The organism is Cobetia marina, from assembly GCF_001720485.1.
In the GTDB taxonomy this organism is placed as follows: domain Bacteria; phylum Pseudomonadota; class Gammaproteobacteria; order Pseudomonadales; family Halomonadaceae; genus Cobetia; species Cobetia marina.
This window is the reverse complement of record NZ_CP017114.1, coordinates 3,193,736-3,211,684: the sequence shown is the minus strand read 5'-3', so window position 1 is coordinate 3,211,684 and position 17,949 is coordinate 3,193,736. Positions and strand designations below refer to the sequence as shown.

The 17,949-nt window shown below is 62.7% G+C and carries 18 protein-coding genes and 1 tRNA gene; 9 read left to right on the top strand and 10 right to left on the bottom strand.

The window, feature by feature from the left end; all coding sequences use genetic code 11:
* Positions 1–192: 192 nt before the first annotated feature.
* Complete coding sequence (locus tag BFX80_RS13540; protein ID WP_157109495.1) at positions 193–564, top strand: hypothetical protein; 372 nt, start codon at positions 193–195, stop codon at positions 562–564.
* Positions 565–929: 365 nt separating this feature from the next.
* Here the strand turns inward: BFX80_RS13540 and BFX80_RS13535 are convergent.
* From BFX80_RS13535 to bioB, 6 genes are all read right to left on the bottom strand, one after another.
* A tRNA-Leu gene (locus BFX80_RS13535) sits at positions 930–1,014 on the bottom strand.
* 90 nt (positions 1,015–1,104) lie between these two features.
* Positions 1,105–1,896, bottom strand: coding sequence for a dethiobiotin synthase (gene bioD / locus BFX80_RS13530; RefSeq protein ID WP_084209177.1), 792 nt, complete (start codon positions 1,894–1,896; stop codon positions 1,105–1,107).
* A gap of 38 nt (positions 1,897–1,934) precedes the next feature.
* Positions 1,935–2,762 (bottom strand): methyltransferase domain-containing protein, encoded by an 828-nt coding sequence (locus tag BFX80_RS13525; RefSeq protein WP_084209176.1) that lies wholly within the window; start codon positions 2,760–2,762, stop codon positions 1,935–1,937.
* A 1-nt stretch (position 2,763) separates the two neighbouring features.
* Positions 2,764–3,585 carry an alpha/beta fold hydrolase gene (locus BFX80_RS13520; RefSeq protein ID WP_157109494.1) on the bottom strand — a complete coding sequence of 274 codons (822 nt, stop codon included), beginning with the start codon at positions 3,583–3,585 and terminating at the stop codon, positions 2,764–2,766.
* Entirely contained in the window at positions 3,582–4,919 is a 1,338-nt protein-coding gene (locus tag BFX80_RS13515; protein ID WP_394327506.1) for an aminotransferase class I/II-fold pyridoxal phosphate-dependent enzyme, read from the bottom strand. The genes BFX80_RS13520 and BFX80_RS13515 overlap by 4 nt, the downstream gene beginning before the upstream one ends.
* 6 nt (positions 4,920–4,925) lie before the next feature.
* Positions 4,926–6,104, bottom strand: a complete 1,179-nt coding sequence (gene bioB, locus BFX80_RS13510; RefSeq protein ID WP_084209174.1) for a biotin synthase BioB — start codon at positions 6,102–6,104, stop codon at positions 4,926–4,928.
* 328 nt (positions 6,105–6,432) lie between these two features.
* Between bioB and BFX80_RS13505 the strand changes: the two genes are divergently transcribed.
* The 6 genes from BFX80_RS13505 to BFX80_RS13480 all read left to right on the top strand — a co-directional run bounded on the left by BFX80_RS13505 (position 6,433) and on the right by BFX80_RS13480 (position 11,532).
* Positions 6,433–7,050 (top strand): ComF family protein, encoded by a 618-nt coding sequence (locus BFX80_RS13505; RefSeq protein WP_157109493.1) that lies wholly within the window; start codon positions 6,433–6,435, stop codon positions 7,048–7,050.
* A 215-nt stretch (positions 7,051–7,265) separates the two neighbouring features.
* A complete protein-coding gene (locus BFX80_RS13500; RefSeq protein ID WP_394327518.1) occupies positions 7,266–8,249 on the top strand; it encodes a serine/threonine protein kinase in 984 nt (327 codons plus the stop codon).
* Positions 8,250–8,518: 269 nt separating this feature from the next.
* Positions 8,519–9,070, top strand: a complete 552-nt coding sequence (gene folE / locus BFX80_RS13495; RefSeq protein ID WP_077371842.1) for a GTP cyclohydrolase I FolE — start codon at positions 8,519–8,521, stop codon at positions 9,068–9,070.
* A gap of 86 nt (positions 9,071–9,156) precedes the next feature.
* A complete protein-coding gene (gene folX, locus BFX80_RS13490) occupies positions 9,157–9,582 on the top strand; it encodes a dihydroneopterin triphosphate 2'-epimerase (RefSeq protein WP_077371844.1) in 426 nt (141 codons plus the stop codon).
* 35 nt (positions 9,583–9,617) lie between these two features.
* Entirely contained in the window at positions 9,618–9,983 is a 366-nt protein-coding gene (locus BFX80_RS13485) for a hypothetical protein (RefSeq protein ID WP_084209171.1), read from the top strand.
* 91 nt (positions 9,984–10,074) lie between these two features.
* Positions 10,075–11,532: an NAD-dependent succinate-semialdehyde dehydrogenase gene (locus BFX80_RS13480; RefSeq protein ID WP_084209170.1), complete on the top strand. Its 1,458-nt coding sequence runs from the start codon at positions 10,075–10,077 to the stop codon at positions 11,530–11,532.
* A 613-nt stretch (positions 11,533–12,145) separates the two neighbouring features.
* Here the strand turns inward: BFX80_RS13480 and glsB are convergent.
* Positions 12,146–13,144, bottom strand: a complete 999-nt coding sequence (glsB, locus tag BFX80_RS13475) for a glutaminase B (protein ID WP_240499580.1) — start codon at positions 13,142–13,144, stop codon at positions 12,146–12,148.
* Positions 13,145–13,355: 211 nt separating this feature from the next.
* On the opposite strand from glsB, the gene BFX80_RS13470 reads away from it, so the two are divergent.
* Together BFX80_RS13470 and BFX80_RS13465 are read left to right on the top strand one after the other, a co-directional pair.
* A complete protein-coding gene (locus tag BFX80_RS13470; protein WP_077371853.1) occupies positions 13,356–13,595 on the top strand; it encodes a DUF2061 domain-containing protein in 240 nt (79 codons plus the stop codon).
* Between the two features lie 62 nt (positions 13,596–13,657).
* Complete coding sequence (locus tag BFX80_RS13465; protein WP_084209169.1) at positions 13,658–14,749, top strand: amidohydrolase family protein; 1,092 nt, start codon at positions 13,658–13,660, stop codon at positions 14,747–14,749.
* Between the two features lie 110 nt (positions 14,750–14,859).
* Here BFX80_RS13465 and purH read toward each other — a convergent pair whose 3' ends face one another.
* The 3 genes from purH to dusB form a co-directional block, all read right to left on the bottom strand.
* Positions 14,860–16,437 (bottom strand): bifunctional phosphoribosylaminoimidazolecarboxamide formyltransferase/IMP cyclohydrolase, encoded by a 1,578-nt coding sequence (gene purH, locus BFX80_RS13460; RefSeq protein ID WP_084209168.1) that lies wholly within the window; start codon positions 16,435–16,437, stop codon positions 14,860–14,862.
* A gap of 62 nt (positions 16,438–16,499) precedes the next feature.
* A complete protein-coding gene (gene fis / locus BFX80_RS13455; protein WP_043331993.1) occupies positions 16,500–16,796 on the bottom strand; it encodes a DNA-binding transcriptional regulator Fis in 297 nt (98 codons plus the stop codon).
* Positions 16,793–17,827, bottom strand: coding sequence for a tRNA dihydrouridine synthase DusB (gene dusB, locus BFX80_RS13450; protein WP_077373125.1), 1,035 nt, complete (start codon positions 17,825–17,827; stop codon positions 16,793–16,795). The genes fis and dusB overlap by 4 nt, the downstream gene beginning before the upstream one ends.
* Positions 17,828–17,949: the final 122 nt, after the last annotated feature.

The window sequence follows — 17,949 nt, the reverse complement described above, 5'->3', positions numbered from 1 at the left end:
GCCTGGCGCTGATGGCGCGATCGTTCGCTGCAGCAGGCCGATCTTGTAGGACGAAGGTCCCATGACGGATGTCGGGAATGGAGGATTCCGTCAAGGCGCTACACCCCTTGCGCACCAGCGCGTTAGTATCAGAAGGACTCATGCTTTATTACCAGGATGCTGGATCACTGATGGATGCACCGAGACACCAACATGACAAGTGAACTGCTGTGGGGCCTTGGTGGGATAGTGCTTGGCGGCTTCGTCGGATTCTTGCTCGCACGCCATCTACCGCGTCGTCACGAGTGGAATGCTGCCGTGAGGCCACTGCTTGCGACACTTCGCGAGGCTGAGCCCGAGGTCATCGCCGGCAGACCGCTTGAGGTGCCCGGAGATCAGCTCGAGGCATTCCGTGCCGTGGCCTCGCACAAGGCGTTCTATCGCTTCACCAGCGGTGTCGAGTATCTGAATCTGCAACTGGCAGCGGCCGGTGAGGCGCATCATGATCGTCATGAGCAACAGGCACTTCTGGACGACGCGCGCCTGACGCTGGCGACGCTGCAAGACAGGCTGAGGCCTCGTTGAGCCAGACAAGAACAGAGAGGATGTCGTTTCCTCGATGCAAGCGGTTGGACGCTGAAAGGGGGCGCTGAATCCGACAGGGAAACGACTGGAGTGTGACGACAGAGGGAGAAGCCAGGGGGAAACGGCTAGCGAGAACGGCAAGGGGAAATGACGGAGTACACAAGCCCGACGCCATGGGAATGCAGCGTGCGGCAAGCCACGACGAGAGATCGCGATACGCGTGAGAATCACATGGAAAGTCGTATCCCATGAAAGGTCGCATCACACAGCAAGTCGCATCATGTGGACAGCGGACTGATGGAACAGGGGATAGATCAGGAAAGACAGAGAGGATGCTTCGAGAGGGCATCAGCAGGATGTGCTGATGGTGCGGAAGGGGGGACTCGAACCCCCACACCTTGCGGCACCAGAACCTAAATCTGGCGTGTCTACCAATTCCACCACTTCCGCGAGAAGCTGGCGTGCATTTTACCTGCGATGCCTTTCAAGTCAATCGCTTGTGGCCAATTATCCCTTGAGGGAGGCCACAGCGACGGCTTGTCAGTCATAGTGGCCATGTTGGCTGCGTGACTCGAGTCCGCAGGGCAATTGCAGATAGCTCGCGGCGCGTTCTGCCGCATGGCGGCTGTCAGTGAGGTCATCATCACGCACCCAAGGCACCACGCCGAGACAGGGCGCTTTCAGCGTGCGCGACAACGTCGCCATGTTGTCTTCACTGACTTCCATGTCGGCTTCCAGATGGTTGATGACATAGCCTGCCACCTCAAGCCCATCGCGCTCGATGGCTTCCAGGGTCAAACGTGCATGATTGATGCACCCGAGTCTCAGGCCTACCACCAGGATCACCGGTAGCTCCAAGGCGATGGCCAGATCCGAGAAATCTTCCTCGTCATTGAGCGGAACGCGCCAGCCGCCTGCTCCCTCGATCAAGGTCAGGTCACGCGGGGCCCTCTCGCGCTGGTGACGAATGTGTCGAGAGATTTTGGCCACTTCGAGACTCACGCCTGCCTGGCGTGCGGCGATATGCGGCGCGATGGCCGGAGCGAATCGCCAGGGATTGATGCTCTCGTAATCCGCGGGCGGCTCGCACTGTGCCTGCAGCGACAGGGCATCGGCATTGACCAGCCCGTCGTGACTCTCGAAACAATCTGACGCCACGGGCTTGAGTCCGAGAGTGCTCAGGCCCCGCATGCGGGCACGAGCCAGCAAGGCGCTTGCGATGAAGGTCTTGCCGATTTCCGTGTCGGTGCCGGTCACGAAGGCCGCGATGCCGTGGGGGATGGCATGGGAGGCGGAAGGCTGGCTGGTATTGCTCAAGTGCGCTGATGGCATTTCGTTATCTTTCTGCAAAGTGTTCGCGTTGATGTCTGTCAGTCTGTGACTGATTTTTCCATGACAAGTTCAATGACTTGATAGCTTACAGGCAATCCTTGCGATGTGCGAAGCGCCTCGTGTCGGGCGGACGCCTGGGCCAGATCCGCACGTGTCAGGCGATACCCGCTCGCTGTCTGGGCGCCTATTCCCTTGATGGAGCGCATGACGGCCGAGACGTCAGGATAATGGAAGACATGACGATGTGTCTGGCAATGCACCTTGAGGCCAGTGCGCCGTGCCCAGTCGATCAGCTGCTCTCGGGAGGGAAAGTGTCGGACCGAGTCATCCTGTCGCTGCCAGGCATGGCGGATCTCTGCCAATGTGCCTGGTCCGAGCGTATTGATGTGCGCCCTGCCACCCGGCTTCAGTGCACGCGCAAGCTCCCCCAGCCAGTGGCGGGGGGTGGGGCACCATTGCACTGCCAGGCTCGAGAACACCAGGTCCAGACTGTTGTCGGCCACTGGCAGGCGCTCGGCATCGCCGCGCAACCAGTGGATAGGAGGTTTCGCGTTGCCTGGTGTCATGTGCCGAGGCGGCGTGTCGGGGGATCTCGAGGCCTCTCTGAGCATGGCCATCGACAGATCCAGCCCCAGGCAACGTGCGGTGGAGTAGTGGCACGCCAGCTCGCGTGTCCATTGGCCGGGGCCGCACCCCAGATCCAGCACCACCGCAGCATCCGGAAGCGTTGTCGGCAAGGTCTCGAACAATCGGCTGGCCATGACATGCTGGGCGCGTGCCAGGGTGAGGTATTCGCTCGCGCCGCGATCGAAGGCCTGAGCGATACGCTGGCGCGACGACGCGTGGGGCAGGGTCACCATCTGCATCTCAGTCTTCTTCCCTTGCAACGACGACATGGCCCATGCGAGTCAGCAGGGCATCGGCCAGGTCATCATGGTGACTCAGTGGCAGACAATGTCCGCCGCAATATTCCACCACCTGATGGCCGTGATCACGCAGTGCCTCGGCAAGTCCCGGTGCCAGCAATGGATCATCCCGGCCCAGCCAGAACTCGAGATTCGGACCTGCTCGTGTCAGTGACATTCGCCGCGTGGCCAGCTCCTCGAGCCCTGCCGAGAGTGCATCGACAGAGCTTTCAGGGCGAGTGCCGATCAATTCACGCAACTGCCGCAGGCAGTCGCGCGGGTCAGGCTCGCCACTGGCCTGCCAGCGCAGGAAATGCTGCCAGCTGGCGAGCGGAGAGCGGGCAAAGGCTGTCTGGAAAGTGGTGAGCGTGGTGCTGGGCAGTGCCGGAAGGGGCGCCGGGGACCTGCGATGAGCAAGAGTCGTCTCGGGAGTCGCGTGATCCGGCGTGATGAACGCCGGCCCCATGGCCAACGCGATGAGTGCCGCGGGCCGTTGGTCCATCGGCAGCGCAGTCGCGAGTGCCTCGGCGCGTAGCGCACCCAATGACCAGCCCAGCCACAGCGTGTCCGCTCCGCCGAGGTGCGAAGGAGCTGCTTCGGGATCGTCAGGCGCCGCAAGGGGCCAGTCTGCCGTCACGATCTCGATCGGGCGTGTCGCAGGTCCGGCAGTCCGCTCTCGTTCGGCAGCTTGCTGTCGCTCGGCCAGTCGCGTCTTCAAGGGTTGCCAGATGCGGGCATCGATACCCCAGCCGTTGAACAGCACCAGACGTGTCAATCGCGTCATGTCTCGGCCCCCGTGGTGGGTCTGGTAGTGCTCGATTCCAGCACCTCCCTGAGGGCGGCCAGCAGAGTCTCGACATCGTTCTCGCTGTGCGCGGCACTGAAGGTGAAGCGCAGACGTGAACTGCCGGCTGGGACCGTCGGGGGGCGAATGGCAGATACCAGAATGCCGCGCTCGCGCAGTGCCGCGCTCCAGGCAAGGGCACGAGTCTCGCTACCGAGTACCAGTGGCTGGATCGGTGTCATCGGGTCAGTGAGGGGCGAGGGGGCGCCTGCCATCACCAGGGGCAGGCCGAGCGCCAGACCACTGCCTGCCAGCAGAGCTGCACACCCCTCGCGAAACTGTCGTACGCGCGCCGCCAGGTGCTCGCGTCGCTGTGGTTCCTGCTCGACGATATCCAGCGCTGCCAGGGTGGCGGCAGCGACGTGCGGGGGTTGCGCCGTGGTGTAGATATATGGGCGGGCCAGCTGGATCAGGCTTTCGATCAACGCCTCGCTGCCGGCGACGAAGGCGCCAGCGCTGCCCAGGGCCTTGCCCAGCGTGCCCACCAATACCGGCACTTCGGCCAGCGGAGTGTCCCGTCCGACCAGTCCTTCGCCGTGCTCGCCCAGCACGCCCACCCCATGCGCATCGTCGATCATCAGCCAGGCGCCATGGCGAGCACATGCCCGAGCCAGGCCCGTGATATCGGCACAGTCGCCATCCATGCTGAACACGCCATCGCTGATCACCAGCCTGTCATCGGCCCGGGAGCGTGCCAGCTGGCGCTCGAGATCCTCGAGGTCGCGATGATGGAAGCGGCGCGAGCGCACGGCTGAGTTGCCGGAGGATGCCAGCCGCGCGCCATCGAGGAGGCTGGCGTGGTTGAGACGGTCATGAAAGATCTCGAGAGTGCGCCCGGCCTCGCGCGAGGCGCTCGCGAGCGCATCGATCACGCCGAGATTGGCCATGAAGCCGGTGGAGAACAACAGCGCACGCGGGCGTCCGGTCAATTCGGCCAGACGGGCTTCCAGTCGGTGATGAAGCGTCTGGTGACCATTGACCAGATGGGCACTGCCGCTGCCGACACCGAATTCCCGGGCTGCACGACAGCCGGCCTCGATCAGCGAGGGATGATTGGCCAGTCCCAGATAATCATTGGCGGCGAAGTTGAGCAGCGGACGTGCCTCTTCATCTGCCGCCTGCCCGGAGAGGCTGACGTTGGGCCCCTGTGGGGAGTCCAGTGTCAGGCGCCGGCGATAGCGCCCGACCTGCTCGCGTCTGGCGAGCAGATCGTCCAGGTGGGCGAAGCTTGCGCCGGTACTGGAGCGCGTGCGTGAGCGTGAGCGGGTGGCCACGTGAGATCAGACCACCAGACCGCAGGGCTTGCGTTCACGCACCTGGCCTTCACTGCTGGCGGGCGTCGCCTCGCGGGTGGCATCGTAGAACAGGCTGCCTTCGACGTTGGCGCGCGCCTGTTCTTCCATGGCCGCCTTGAGCGCCGCTTCCCGCACATCGTCACTGGCGACTTCCTGGCGGGTTTCCGGGTGCAGGCCGAGGCGCTCGAACAGCTCGCGGTCACGGTTGGCCTGCGGATTGCCGGTGGTCAGCAGACGCTCGCCATAGAAGATGGAGTTGGCGCCGGCGAGGAAGGCCAATGCCTGGGTGGAATCGTCCATCTGCTCGCGACCGGCGGACAGGCGCACGTGACTCTTCGGCATCATGATGCGCGCCACGGCGATGGCACGGATGAACTCGATGGGATCGAGATCCTCGACATTTTCCAGCGGTGTGCCCGCCACCTTGACCAGCATGTTGATCGGCACCGATTCCGGCTGTGGTTGCAGATTGGCCAGCTGGCGCAGCAGGCCGGCACGATCCGTGGTGGTTTCCCCCATGCCGAGAATGCCGCCGGAGCATACCTTCATGCCGGCTTCGCGCACGCTGGCCAGGGTGTCCAGGCGCTCGCTGTAGCTGCGCGTGGTGATGATCTCGCCGTAGTACTCCGGTGAGGTGTCCAGATTGTGGTTGTAGTAGTCGAGGCCGGCATCCGCGAGCTTTCTGGCCTGATCGGTATCGACCATTCCCAGCGTCATGCAGGTTTCCAGTCCCAGTGATTTCACCTGACGCACCATCTCGGTGACCACCTCGAGATCGCGCTCCCGCGGGCTCTTCCAGGCGGCGCCCATGCAGAAACGGCTGGCACCGGCATCCTTGGCGGCGCGGGCCTGCTCGACCACCTTCTGGATCTCCATCAGCTTTTCCTTACCCAGGCCAGTGTTGTAGTGGCCTGACTGCGGGCAGTACTTGCAGTCCTCCGGGCAGGCGCCGGTCTTGATCGACAGCAGGGTCGAGACCTGGACGGCATTCGGATCGAAGTGCTGGCGGTGGATCTGCTGGGCCCGGAACAGCAGGTCATTGAAGGGCAGGGCGAACAACGCTTCGATTTCCTCGACGCGCCAGTCGTGACGTACCTCGCCATCTGCGTTGGTCCGTTCGTCGTGCGAGGTTTGCGTGGTCACGCTCGGGGCTTCTACGGTCATGGGAGTGAGATCCTTCTTCAGGCAGGCAGTGAGACGCGTCAGGTGGCAGTCAGCGCCGGACGATCGCCAGTGTCTTCGGGTCAGGCGCACGCCGCCATCCAGTCCCGCGAGCGACGGCTGTCGGTCAGTCAACGCGATTCATGAATGAGGGTTGACTGAAATGATAGAGTTTTCGCGAGTTCTGTCAACGCTGGAAGGTCTGCTGGTTGACAGGAGGCGTGTGTCACGCCCCTGTGCCTTCTGCCTGCAGCAGCAACGAGGGCATGAGCATGGCAGGCACCCGAGGTGGGGCCATGGCGACTGGTGCGAGGCCTGTGAAGAGCGGATCGTGCGCAATCGTCATGCCTGCCCGTGCTGTGCCGAGCCGGTGGCCTCCGAGGCATTGAGTCAGGTGGCCTGTGCACGGTGTCTGCGGACGCCACCGGCCTATCAGCACGTGTACGCTCCATTGCGCTATGAGGGGCTGATCGCGGGTCTCTTCCAGCGTTACAAGGACCAGCATCAGAGGCGTGCCGGGCTCCTGCTGCGTCAATTGATGACGCGAGAGCTGGCCCCGTTCTGCCGGGAGTGGCTGGCAGCACGTCCCGAGGCATGGGTCATCCTGGTGCCGGGGGATTCGCGACGGCGACGAATGCGGGGGCATGAGGTGCTGGTGGAGCTGACGCGTGGTCTGCGGGTGCGTGAACGACAACGCGGTGACGTGGTGCGGATTCGCTCGGGACATGCGGCCGATGAGGATCAGCGTCTGCGGGGGCGGCGCGGACGTCTGAAGGCGCAACGCGGACGTTATGACATCAGCGCTCCTCTGCCGGAAAGCGTGCTGTTGATCGATGATGTCATGACCAGTGGCGCGACCCTCGACAGCCTGGCGCAGGCCTGTCAGCGGGCGGGGGCTCGAGAGGTCGTCGCCTGTGTGCTAGCGCGTACGCCGCCTGGTTCGCCATGATGCTATTGGTCTATGGCCTGCGGGACTGGCGGTGTGAGGGTCTAATCTCATAGCATGCAAGGTCCGGCAGCCGTTTGCTGGTCCATGCCCGAGGAATTGCCATGCCTATTGATCCTGTTACACCTGCTGATTCGCAATCATCCGGCACCTCGCGCGAGCTTGATGAGCGCGCCAACGGCAACACCTGGGAGGCTGCGTCATCCCGGGAAGGCGAACTGGACAAGCGTTCACATCCCTTTGATGCGCTTGCGCCGGATCGTGTCGTGGCCGCCGTCGAGTCGCTTGGTTTCTGGTTGCCCGGCGAGCCCTTCGCGCTCAACAGTTATGAGAATCGGGTCTATCACCTGGCCGATGATGACCGGCGGCGCTGGGTCGCCAAGTTCTATCGTCCGGATCGCTGGAGCCGCGCCCAGATCCTCGAGGAACACGCCTTTCTGGCCGAGCTGGAAGCCGAGGGCGTTCCCGGTGCGCCCGCCTGGGCGGATGCCAAGGGGGAGACCCTGCATCATCACGAAGGCTTCGACTTCGCGCTGTTTCCCCATGTGGTCGGGCGGGCTCCCGAACTCGAATCTCCCGAGCACCTCTACCATCTGGGAGAGCTGATCGGTCGCGTGCACGCCGTCGGACGTCAAGGCCTCTTCCAGGAGCGTGAAACGCTCACGCCACTGCGCATCCTCGACGAGAGTCGTGACAGCGTGCTGGCCTCCGACTGGCTGAGTGAGCGTCAGAGTGAAAGCTATCAGCGTGTCATCGAGGCGTTGCGCCCCCTGGTGGCGGAGCAGAGCTGGCCGCAGAGTGGCTTGCTGCGTGCGCATGGTGACTGCCATATCGGCAACATGCTGGGGCGGGATGACAGCTTCGCGCTGGTGGATTTCGATGATTGTCTCAATGCGCCTGCCATTCAGGATCTGTGGATGCTGTTGACGGGAGAGAGTGACCCCGAGCTCCACATGCAGTTGTCCGAGGTGCTGGAAGGATATGAGCAGCACTGCGACTTCAATCGCGGGGAGCTGAAGTGGATCGAGACACTGCGTACGCTGCGCATGGTGCGTCACAGTGCCTGGGTGGTACGGCGCTGGACGGATCCCGCCTTCCCGCAGGCCTTCTCGCATGTCGCGAGCCTGGGGTACTGGGATGACCACATCCGCAGTCTTGAGCAGCAGCGAGTCGTGCTTGATGCTCCTCGCTGGCTGGCGTGAGCCGCCCGCGCCGGAGACCGGTGGGCCATTCTTGAGTCCCATGACCCGACGCCCTCGACGCCTTGCGTTGAGGGCGTCGTCGTTGCGGCCTTGCGGGAAAGACGTGATCAGGCCTGCGTTGGAGGCAGGCCTGAGGTAGAATCTGCGCTGACATTGAACACTAACTTGTACAAGATCAATTCAACGTTAAGATATTGTATAAGTTATGTGCTTTACCCCTGCTATGCGTGCGCTCATGCGCGCCCCTGACCGATACCATAGGCAGACGGATGACCGAAGAGATTGCCAACCATTACCGCCAGATCATCACTGCATTGGGTGAGGATCCGCAGCGCGAGGGCCTGCAGGACACGCCCATGCGTGCTGCCAAGGCCATGCAGTTCCTGACCCATGGCTATCATCAGTCGCTGGAGGAGATCGTCAACGGCGCCGTCTTCACCTCGGACACCGACGAGATGGTACTGGTCAAGGACATCGAGCTTTACTCGATGTGCGAGCATCACATGCTGCCGTTCATCGGCAAGTGCCATATCGCCTATCTGCCGGCGGGCAAGGTGCTGGGGCTGTCCAAGTTCGCGCGCATCACCGACATGTACTCGCGCCGCATGCAGATCCAGGAAAACCTCACCAAGCAGATCGCTGAGGCGGTCCAGCAGGTGACCGGCGCACGGGGTGTGGCGGTGGTGGTCGAGGCGCGCCACATGTGCATGATGATGCGTGGCGTGGAAAAGCAGAATTCCAGCATGAAGACCTCCGTGATGCTGGGGGCCTTCCGCGAGAATCAGCCGACCCGTCAGGAATTCCTGACCCTGATCAGCTGATCCGATAGCCACGACGCCGCCTCTCGAGGCGGCGTCGTCGTCTGTGAGTCGTTTGTCTGACATCTCTTGTTCAGGAGTCCCCGTCGATGCCGATGCATGCCTTGCACGATGAACATCTCGATCATGATCTCGCCACCATTCGCATCAAGAACCTGCGTCTGCGCACCTATATCGGGATCAACGATGACGAGATCCAGAATCGTCAGGACGTCGTGATCAATGTGGTGATCCGTTACCGCGCCGCGCGTGCGGTACAGTTCAACCACATCAGCGAAGCCCTCAACTATCGCACCATCACCAAGCAGCTGATCGCGCATGTCGAGGACGGGCGTTTCGCATTGCTCGAGCGCATGACGCGGGAAGTGCTGGATATCGTGATGCAGCATGAGCAGGTGCTGACGGCTCAGGTCGAGATCGACAAGCCGCATGCGCTGCGCTTCTCCGATTCGGTGTCCATCACCCTGTCGGACAGCCGGGAAGACCATATCCAGACGGCAAGTGTCGGACGCTAGACAGTCAGGAGAGACGGGATGTCAGGAGGGGCAGCATGATCGGAGAGATCACTCGGTTCGATGATGCCACCCAGGAGGGTGTCATCACGGATGACAGGGGCGCCGAGTACGTGTTCGATCTTGTCGGTTGGCGCGGCCGCGGTCTCCCGGGGCCGGGACTGGCGGTGGATTTCGAGGTGCGTGACGGGCGTGCGAGCCAGGTGTTCAATGCGCGGGTCAAGCAGCAGAAGGCGCGGCGTGTCGTGTCGATGCCGCCGGAGTGCGAGCTCGGTGAGGTACCGCCGTCGTCTGTCGAGGCCGGCAAGCAGCCATCCGGCCGACGCGAGTGGCCCATGGGGCGTGTGATCACGGGGCTGGCCATGGCAGCACTGGTGCTGGCAGGGTTGTGGTTCTGGCACTGAACCCGCATCTAGGTTCTATTAGGCTAGTCTTGAATAGTCTCGGCTAGCGCTCAACGCCGCCTCGATCCACCTGCATGCCTCTGGAGTCTTCATGGAACATCTCAACGATACCAGTCTCTTTCGCCCCTTTGCCTATATCGATGGTGGTTGGGTCGCCGCGGATTCCGGTGAGCAGATAGAGGTCGACAATCCGGCCACCGGCGAGATCATCGGCCGAGTGCCTCGTCTGGGCTATGCGGAAACCGAGCGTGCCATCGAGGCGGCCCAGAATGCCTTCGCTGACTGGAAGGAAACCCCCGCGCTGGAACGTGCCGACATCCTGATGAAGTGGTACGCCCTGATGCAGGAGCACAAGGATGACCTGGCGCAGATCATGACCCTGGAGCAGGGCAAGCCACTCGCCGAATCCGCCGGTGAGATCCAGTATGCCGCCAGCTTCCTGCGCTGGTTCGCCGAGGAAGGGCAGCGAGTCTACGGTGACACCATTCCGGCAGCCAAGCGTGATCAGCGCATCATGGTGCTCAAGCAACCCGTGGGTGTCGTGGGGGCGATCACGCCGTGGAACTTCCCGTCATCGATGATCACCCGCAAGGCGGGTGCCGCATTGGCGGCGGGCTGCCCCATCGTGGTCAAGCCTGCCAGTCAGACTCCCTTCTCGGCGCTGGCGCTGGCGGTGCTGGCGGAGCGCGCTGGTGTGCCGCGTGGTGTCTTCAACGTGGTGCCGGGCTCGGCCAGGGATATCGCCAAGGCGATGACCGATTCGCGTCTCGTGCGCAAGGTCACCTTCACCGGCTCCACCGAAGTTGGCCGCGGACTGATGGCCAATGCCTCACAGCATATCCAGAAGATCTCGCTCGAGCTTGGCGGCAATGCGCCCTTCCTGGTGTTCGAAGACGCCGATCTCGATGCGGCGGTGGAAGGCGCGATGGCAGCCAAATTCCGCAACGCCGGCCAGACCTGCGTCTGCACCAACCGTTTCCTGGTGCAGTCCAGCGTGGTCAATGCCTTCAGCGAGAAGCTGGCAGCGGCGATGAATGCCGAGTTGACCGTGGGCAACGGCATGGAAGAGGGCGTCAAGGTCGGCCCACTGATTGATGGTGACGCCGTCGAGAAGGTCACGGATCACGTGCAGGATGCGCTCGACAAGGGGGCCGAGCTGTTGCTGGGCGGCCATCCGCATCCGCTGGGTGGCAGTTTCTTCACCCCGACGTTGATCTCGCAGGTGACGCCGGAGATGAAGGTGGCCCGTGAGGAAACCTTCGGGCCGCTGGCAGCCATCTTCCCCTTCGAGAGCGAGGAAGAGGCCATCGAGATGGCCAACGATACCGAGTTCGGGTTGGCCAGCTATTTCTATAGCACGGATCTCAAGCGTGTCTGGCGCGTCTCGGAAGGTCTGGATTACGGCATGGTCGGTATCAACACCGGACTGATCTCCAACGCCGCCGCGCCCTTCGGCGGCACCAAGGCATCGGGGCTGGGCCGTGAGGGCTCCAAGTATGGCCTCGAGGAGTACATGGAAACCAAGTATCTGTGTCTCTCACTTGGCTGAGCCGTTCGTCATCGGGTCTGCGCCGTCGATCCCTGCATGAGCCTGCATCCTTGAACGTGGCATCGTCGATGGATGGCCAGCGCTCAAGGCAATGACCGGACATGACATCAGATGCCAAAAAGCCCGCCCGGGACACCGGGCGGGCTTTTTCATGTCATTCAGTCATTCGGCCTGTTGCCGCCAAGCGTGTCTGCAACCTATGGAATTTTCGCTGCTGCTGAGAGCGATCTTTCGCTGCTGATAAGAGAGCGGCATGCGCGAGAGGGAGCAATCTCGCGACAAGAGGCCCATGCGTCATTGGTCGTAGAGGTGAGGTGTCTCGGGCATTGATCGCGCTGCGTGTGTCAGACCAAAGCGGTATGCCGCTGTCGTTTACCGCAGATCAGGGACAAAGACAGGTGTGCTTTGTCGGCATTCTCTTACTTGTGGATATGCTTATTTACGCTACAGTCAAAGAGCGGGACCTGTGGTGATAGTCTTCAAGGATTGAAGACAGGGCGAGTGGCGTGGCGGACGCGACTTGCCCTTTTTTATGGCCGGTTCCCAGCTCAGTATTGTCAGCCCGCACTTCTCAGTTCTCCCTTCTCAGCCCTCACTCCTCACTCCTCACTCCTCAGCCCAGCGGTGACAGCCCCATTCCCGCCACCAATCCTTCCAATGCATGCCGGCCGGCAATCGAGTTGCCATAGCCGTCCAGGCGCGGCGACCACACACAGATGCTCATCTGTCCCGGCAGGATGGCGATGATGCCGCCGCCGACACCACTCTTGCCCGGCAGGCCCACGCGCCAGGCGAAGTCTCCCGCCGCGTCATAGAGCCCACAGGTCAGCAATAGCGCATTGAGCTGGCGTGTCTCCAAGGGTGAGACCACTTCCTTGCCATCCAGCGGATTGACGCCACGATTGGCCAGGAAGGCGAAGCTGCGGGCCAGCTCCACGCAGTTCATCGATACCGAACAGCTGTGGAAGTAGGTGTCCAGCAGGTCATCCACATCGGAGTGCACGTTGCCATAGGCCTGCATCAGGTAGGCGAGCGAGGCATTGCGTGCCTTGTGGTCCATCTCGGAGCGCGCCACCTTCTCGTCGAAGCCGATGTCGGGGCTGCCGGACAGGCGTCTGAGTTGTTCACGCAGCGTGTTCTGGATCGAGACGATGCGCGAGACCAGCAGGTCCGTGATCAGCAGTGCCCCGGCATTGATGAACGGGTTGCGTGGAATGCCGTTCTCGACCTCCAGCTGCATGATCGAATTGAACGCCTGGCCAGAGGGTTCACGTCCCACGCGTGACCATATCTCGTCGCTTTCCAGACGCTGCATCGCCAGTACCAGCGCGTGGACCTTGGAGATCGACTGGATCGAGAAGCGCGTGTGTGCATCCCCGGCATACTGGACGCGGCCATCGACATGACAGACGGCAATCCCGAACTGATCCGGGTCCACCTGCGCCAGGGCCGGGATGTAATCCGCGACCTTGCCCTCGTTGAAGCAGCGGCTGGCATCATTGGACAGGCGTTCAAGCAGCGTCTGGAGGGCATCAGAGTCGAGTGGCGGCGTCATGGCGACCTTGAGGAGACAGAGTGGATGGGAATGCAATTGCATGGTACGGCTGCGCATTCTACCCAATCCTGTGGGCTGTGGCGCGTGGCGATCCGAGCGCTTGATAGCCAGCCCTTATCAGCGGGGTAGGGCAAAGTGATTTCAAGTTGCAGATGAGACTCACTATCATTCATTACATCGAGGCAACAACAGGTTGCCCACCAAGAGACACGCGACGCGCTGGGGTTCAGCGTCTCGCTGAGCACAGACCGCCCGGAGGGCAGCCAACATGATCAAGACATTGACCTTTGCCAGCATGCACTTCTCCATCGCCTTCGGTGTCACCTACCTGCTGACCGGTGACATCGTGGTCGGCGGTCTGGTCGCCATCGTCGAGCCTGCGGTCAACACCGTCGCCTTCTTCTTCCACGAGAAGGTCTGGAATCGTGTGACTGCCCGTCGTCAGCAGGCAGCTGAACAACAGGCCAGCCGCCCCTCCGGCATGAATGGTGCGGTATTGGCGAGCTGAGGACACTTGCGCCGGCAAGGGTGGGCACCGCAGAATCGAGCGATCTTTCCTCGGAGCCACCCATGCTGAAGCTTGCCTCTCGCCCCGTCCGTTTCTCTCGCCTGTCCTGTCTGCGCCAGCGTCCTCTCCTCCAGGGGGCGCTGGCGTTGCTGTTGGGGCTTGCCGGCAGCATGGCTGTCGCCGAGCCCGTGGCTGCCGATGAGACACGCGATTATCACTACAGCGACGCCCACCTGCACTTCGTCGACTTCTTCCAGCAGGGCGATGGCTTGGGGGCCTTGCTGGATGTCATGGATGAGGCGCAGGTGGATCATGCCCTGATCACGGGCATCGGTGTCGCCAAGAAATGGCAGCAGGACGCGCCCAAGAAGCCGCGTTACTACATGGGTGATGATGGGCCGGTCTACTGGTACTCCGGTACCGATTACATTCTGGCCGAGGCGTTGACTCGCGCTCCCGAGCCGGTCCAGGCGCGTTTCTCGCCGTTCATCACCGGCTTCAACCCCACTGATCTGAATGCTGCCGATGAGATTCGCCAGTTGATGGCGATCTATCCCGGCTTCTGGAAAGGCATCGGCGAGGTCTTCACGCGTCATGATGACCTGACGCGCCTGACCGAGGGCGAGACGCCACGAGCCAATCATCCCGCCTTGAGAAAGGTCTATGCGCTGGCGGCGGAGAAGGGCCTGCCGGTGATGGTGCATTCCAATGTCACCAGCAAGCGTGAGGGGCATGAGGGGCTGTATCTCGAGGAATTCGAGAGTGCGGTGCGCGACAATCCGGACACGACCTTCATCTGGGCACACGCGGGTACCAGTGCCGAGCTCAATCGTCGCCTGGGGCGCATGACATGGCTGCACGGCGAGATCGAGCGCATGCTGGAAACCTATCCCAACCTGAATATCGACCTGTCCTGGTCAGTGCTGGAGCCGTATCTGCTGGATGACAAGGGCCAGCCGCGTGCGCGCTGGGTCAAGCTGGTCGAGCGCTTCCCACAGCGCTTCGTGCTTGGCAGTGACGTGGTCGGGCGCTTCGGCTCGGTGGGCGATATCCTGGCAAGTTACACGCCATTCCTCGATGCCCTGTCGCCACAGACGGCGCACAATGTCGCCCGTGACAACTTCCTGCGCCTGGTCAGACTGCCTGTCGAATAGGGGCAGGCGTTGATGCCCCGGCATACGAAAAGCCCCCGTCAGCGATTCGCTGGCGGGGGCTTTTTCGTGAGCGTCAGAGAGGCTCACACATCATGTGTCAGAGCCGTCGATCAGTGACGGAAGTGACGCATGCCGGTGAAGACCATGGCGATGCCGGCTTCGTTGGCCGCATCGATGACTTCCTGATCACGCATGGAGCCACCCGGCTGGATGACGGCCGTGATACCGGCCGCCGCCGCGGCGTCGATGCCGTCACGGAACGGGAAGAAGGCATCGGAGGCCATCACGGAGCCCGGCACTTCCAGCCCTTCATCGGCGGCCTTGATGCCGGCGATCTTGGCCGAATAGACGCGGCTCATCTGACCGGCGCCCACACCGATGGTCTGGCCATCCTTGATGTAGACGATGGCGTTGGACTTGACGAACTTGGCCACTTTCCAGGCGAAGGTCAGGTCGTTGAGTTCCTGCTCGCTCGGCGCGCGCTCGGTGACGATCTTGAGTTCATCACGGCCGACCATGCCCTGATCGCGGTCCTGCACCAGCAGACCGCCGGTGACGCGCTTGAAGTCGTGACCGCCGGTACGCTCGGCCGCCCAGGCCTCCGCGACGTCGAGCAGACGCACGTTGGCCTTGGTGGCGACGATGGCAGCGGCTTCGTCGCTGATTCCCGGGGCGATGATCACCTCGACGAACTGGCGCGAGACGATGGCCTGCGCAGTCTCGGCGTCCAGCGGCACGTTGAAGGCGATGATGCCGCCGAAGGCGCTGGTCGGGTCGGTCTGATAGGCGCGCTCGTAGGCGGCCAGGGCAGACTCGCCGATGGCGACACCACACGGGTTGGCGTGCTTGACGATGACACAGGCGGTCTCGTCGAAGGCCTTGACGCACTCGAAGGCGGCATCGGTATCGGCGACGTTGTTGTAGGACAACGCCTTGCCCTGGACCTGCACGGCCGTGGCGACGCTGGCCTCGGTGGCACCGTCCTCGACGTAGAAGGCCGCTTGCTGATGCGGGTTCTCGCCGTAACGCATGTCCTGCTTCTTGCTCAGGCTGACGTTGTACTGACGCGGCAGACCTTCACTGCCACCCTCGACCCGCTGACCCAGCCAGTTGGCGATGGCGCCGTCGTAGGCGGCGGTGTGCTCGAAGGCTGCCACGGCCAGGTCGAAGCGCGCCTCGTCGCTGACGGCATTGTCATTGGCGTCCATCTCGGCGATCACGCGGTCGTAGTCGGCCGCGTTGACGACGATGGTGGTGTGCGCGTGGTTCTTGGCGCAAGAACGTACCATGGTCGGGCCGCCGATATCGATGTTCTCGATGGCGTCTTCCAGCGAGCAATCCGGGTTGGCCACGGTGGCGGCAAACGGATACAGGTTGACGATGACCATGTCGATGGGGTCGATGCCGTGCTCGGCCATCACCGCATCATCCTGACCGCGTCGACCGAGAATACCGCCGTGGATCTTGGGATGCAGGGTCTTGACCCGGCCATCCATCATTTCCGGGAAGCCGGTGTGCTCGGAGACTTCGGTCACGGCCAGGCCGTTGTCCTTGAGCAGACGGAAGGTGCCGCCGGTAGACAGCAGGGCGACGCCACGGGCGTCGAGGGCACGGGCGAATTCGACGATGCCGGTCTTGTCGGAAACGCTCAGGAGGGCGCGACGGATGGCTTGGGGCTTGGCTTGCATGATGCTCCACTCGTGGATCAACAAAAAGACGCCGGGGCACCTGTGAGGATGCCCCGGCGGGGTCAGATCAGATCAAACTGCTTGAGCTTCTTGCGCAGCGTGCCTCGATTGAGGCCCAGCATATCGGCGGCGCGGGTCTGGTTGCCCTGGGCGTGGGCCATCACCGCTTCCAGCAGCGGCGCCTCGACCTCGGCCATCACCATGGCATGCAGGTCGGTGACCTGCTCGCCATCCAGGTGGGCGAAGTAGCGCGCCATGGAATGCTCGACGGCTTCGCGCAGGGTCTGATGGTGCCGAACGGGCGTCATCAGCGTGGCCTGGCTTGCGTCGTCAGGGGATAGAGGGTGCCTGCTGGTCATGCTGCGTGACTTCCTTGCGTCTCGGTGCGGGCGATGCCTTCCGGCTCGCCGAACAGGCGGGTCAGGAACTGGCGCTGTTCATCGGGCTCCTCGAGAGGATTGAAGCTGCGCTTCAACTCACTGCCATCCTCGCGGGTCGCCAGGTACCAGCCCACATGCTTGCGCGCGATGCGCACGCCCATGTAGTCACCGTAGAATTCATACAGGGCCTCGAGATGGGTGCGCATCACCTGGGCACGCTCCGCATCGCTCGGGCCGGAAGCTACCTGGCCAGTGGCCAGATAGTGATTGATCTCGCGGAAGATCCAGGGGTTGCCCTGGGCCGCACGGCCGACCATCACGGCATCGGCGCCCGTATAGTCAAGCACATGTCGCGCTTTCTCGCCGCTGTCGATATCGCCATTGGCGAAGACCGGAATCGAGACTGCCGCCTTCACCGCAGCGATGGTGTCGTATTCGGCCTCACCGGTATATTTCTGCTGACGGGTGCGACCATGCACGGAGAGCGCCTGGATGCCGGCACTCTCGGCCATGCGCGCGATGGTGATGGCGTTGCGTGTTTCCTCGCACCAGCCGGTGCGCATCTTCAGCGTGACCGGCACCTTCACGGCACGCACCACGGCCTCGAGAATCTCGCCGACCAGACGCTCATCGCGCATCAGGGCAGACCCGGCGGCCTTGTTGCAGACCTTCTTGGCCGGGCAGCCCATGTTGATGTCGATGATCTCGGCACCCATCTCGGCATTCAGCGCGGCGGCCTCGGCCAGCATCGCGGCATCGCCCCCGGCGATCTGCACGGCACGCGGGCCGGGTTCACCGGCATGATTCATGCGCGTGCGCGACTTGACGGTGTTCCACAGGCGCTTGTCACTGGTCACCATCTCCGAGACCACGAGCCCCGCGCCCAGCTCACGACATTGCTGTCGGAACGGGCGATCGGTGACGCCGGCCATCGGGGCCAGAATCACGCGATTGGGCAACTGGTGCACACCGATGCGCGGGAGCTCGGCGTGAAGGGATGTCTCGGTCATGGGGCTCGTGTCATGCAGTGGGGTGGCGCGCGATGCAGGCATCACGGGGGCGTCATGATACCTAGAGCGCCGCAGGGTTTGAAGGGCTATTTCATCCGTGGCGCGTTCCGGAGGTCTTCCTT

Excerpts from the sequence above, each read along its gene's own strand:
- bioD (WP_084209177.1), bottom strand. The coding sequence starts at position 1,896 with ATGCCATCAGCGCACTTGAGCAATACCAGCCAGCCTTCCGCCTCCCAT.
- BFX80_RS13540 (WP_157109495.1), top strand. The coding sequence starts at position 193 with ATGACAAGTGAACTGCTGTGGGGCCTTGGTGGGATAGTGCTTGGCGGC.
- dusB (WP_077373125.1), bottom strand. The coding sequence starts at position 17,827 with ATGACCGAGACATCCCTTCACGCCGAGCTCCCGCGCATCGGTGTGCAC.
- folE (WP_077371842.1), top strand. The coding sequence starts at position 8,519 with ATGACCGAAGAGATTGCCAACCATTACCGCCAGATCATCACTGCATTG.
- BFX80_RS13465 (WP_084209169.1), top strand. The coding sequence starts at position 13,658 with ATGCTGAAGCTTGCCTCTCGCCCCGTCCGTTTCTCTCGCCTGTCCTGT.
- glsB (WP_240499580.1), bottom strand. The coding sequence starts at position 13,144 with ATGCGCAGCCGTACCATGCAATTGCATTCCCATCCACTCTGTCTCCTC.
- purH (WP_084209168.1), bottom strand. The coding sequence starts at position 16,437 with ATGCAAGCCAAGCCCCAAGCCATCCGTCGCGCCCTCCTGAGCGTTTCC.
- BFX80_RS13485 (WP_084209171.1), top strand. The coding sequence starts at position 9,618 with ATGATCGGAGAGATCACTCGGTTCGATGATGCCACCCAGGAGGGTGTC.
- BFX80_RS13520 (WP_157109494.1), bottom strand. The coding sequence starts at position 3,585 with ATGACGCGATTGACACGTCTGGTGCTGTTCAACGGCTGGGGTATCGAT.
- BFX80_RS13470 (WP_077371853.1), top strand. The coding sequence starts at position 13,356 with ATGATCAAGACATTGACCTTTGCCAGCATGCACTTCTCCATCGCCTTC.
- bioB (WP_084209174.1), bottom strand. The coding sequence starts at position 6,104 with ATGACCGTAGAAGCCCCGAGCGTGACCACGCAAACCTCGCACGACGAA.
- BFX80_RS13480 (WP_084209170.1), top strand. The coding sequence starts at position 10,075 with ATGGAACATCTCAACGATACCAGTCTCTTTCGCCCCTTTGCCTATATC.
- fis (WP_043331993.1), bottom strand. The coding sequence starts at position 16,796 with ATGACCAGCAGGCACCCTCTATCCCCTGACGACGCAAGCCAGGCCACG.
- folX (WP_077371844.1), top strand. The coding sequence starts at position 9,157 with ATGCCGATGCATGCCTTGCACGATGAACATCTCGATCATGATCTCGCC.
- BFX80_RS13525 (WP_084209176.1), bottom strand. The coding sequence starts at position 2,762 with ATGCAGATGGTGACCCTGCCCCACGCGTCGTCGCGCCAGCGTATCGCT.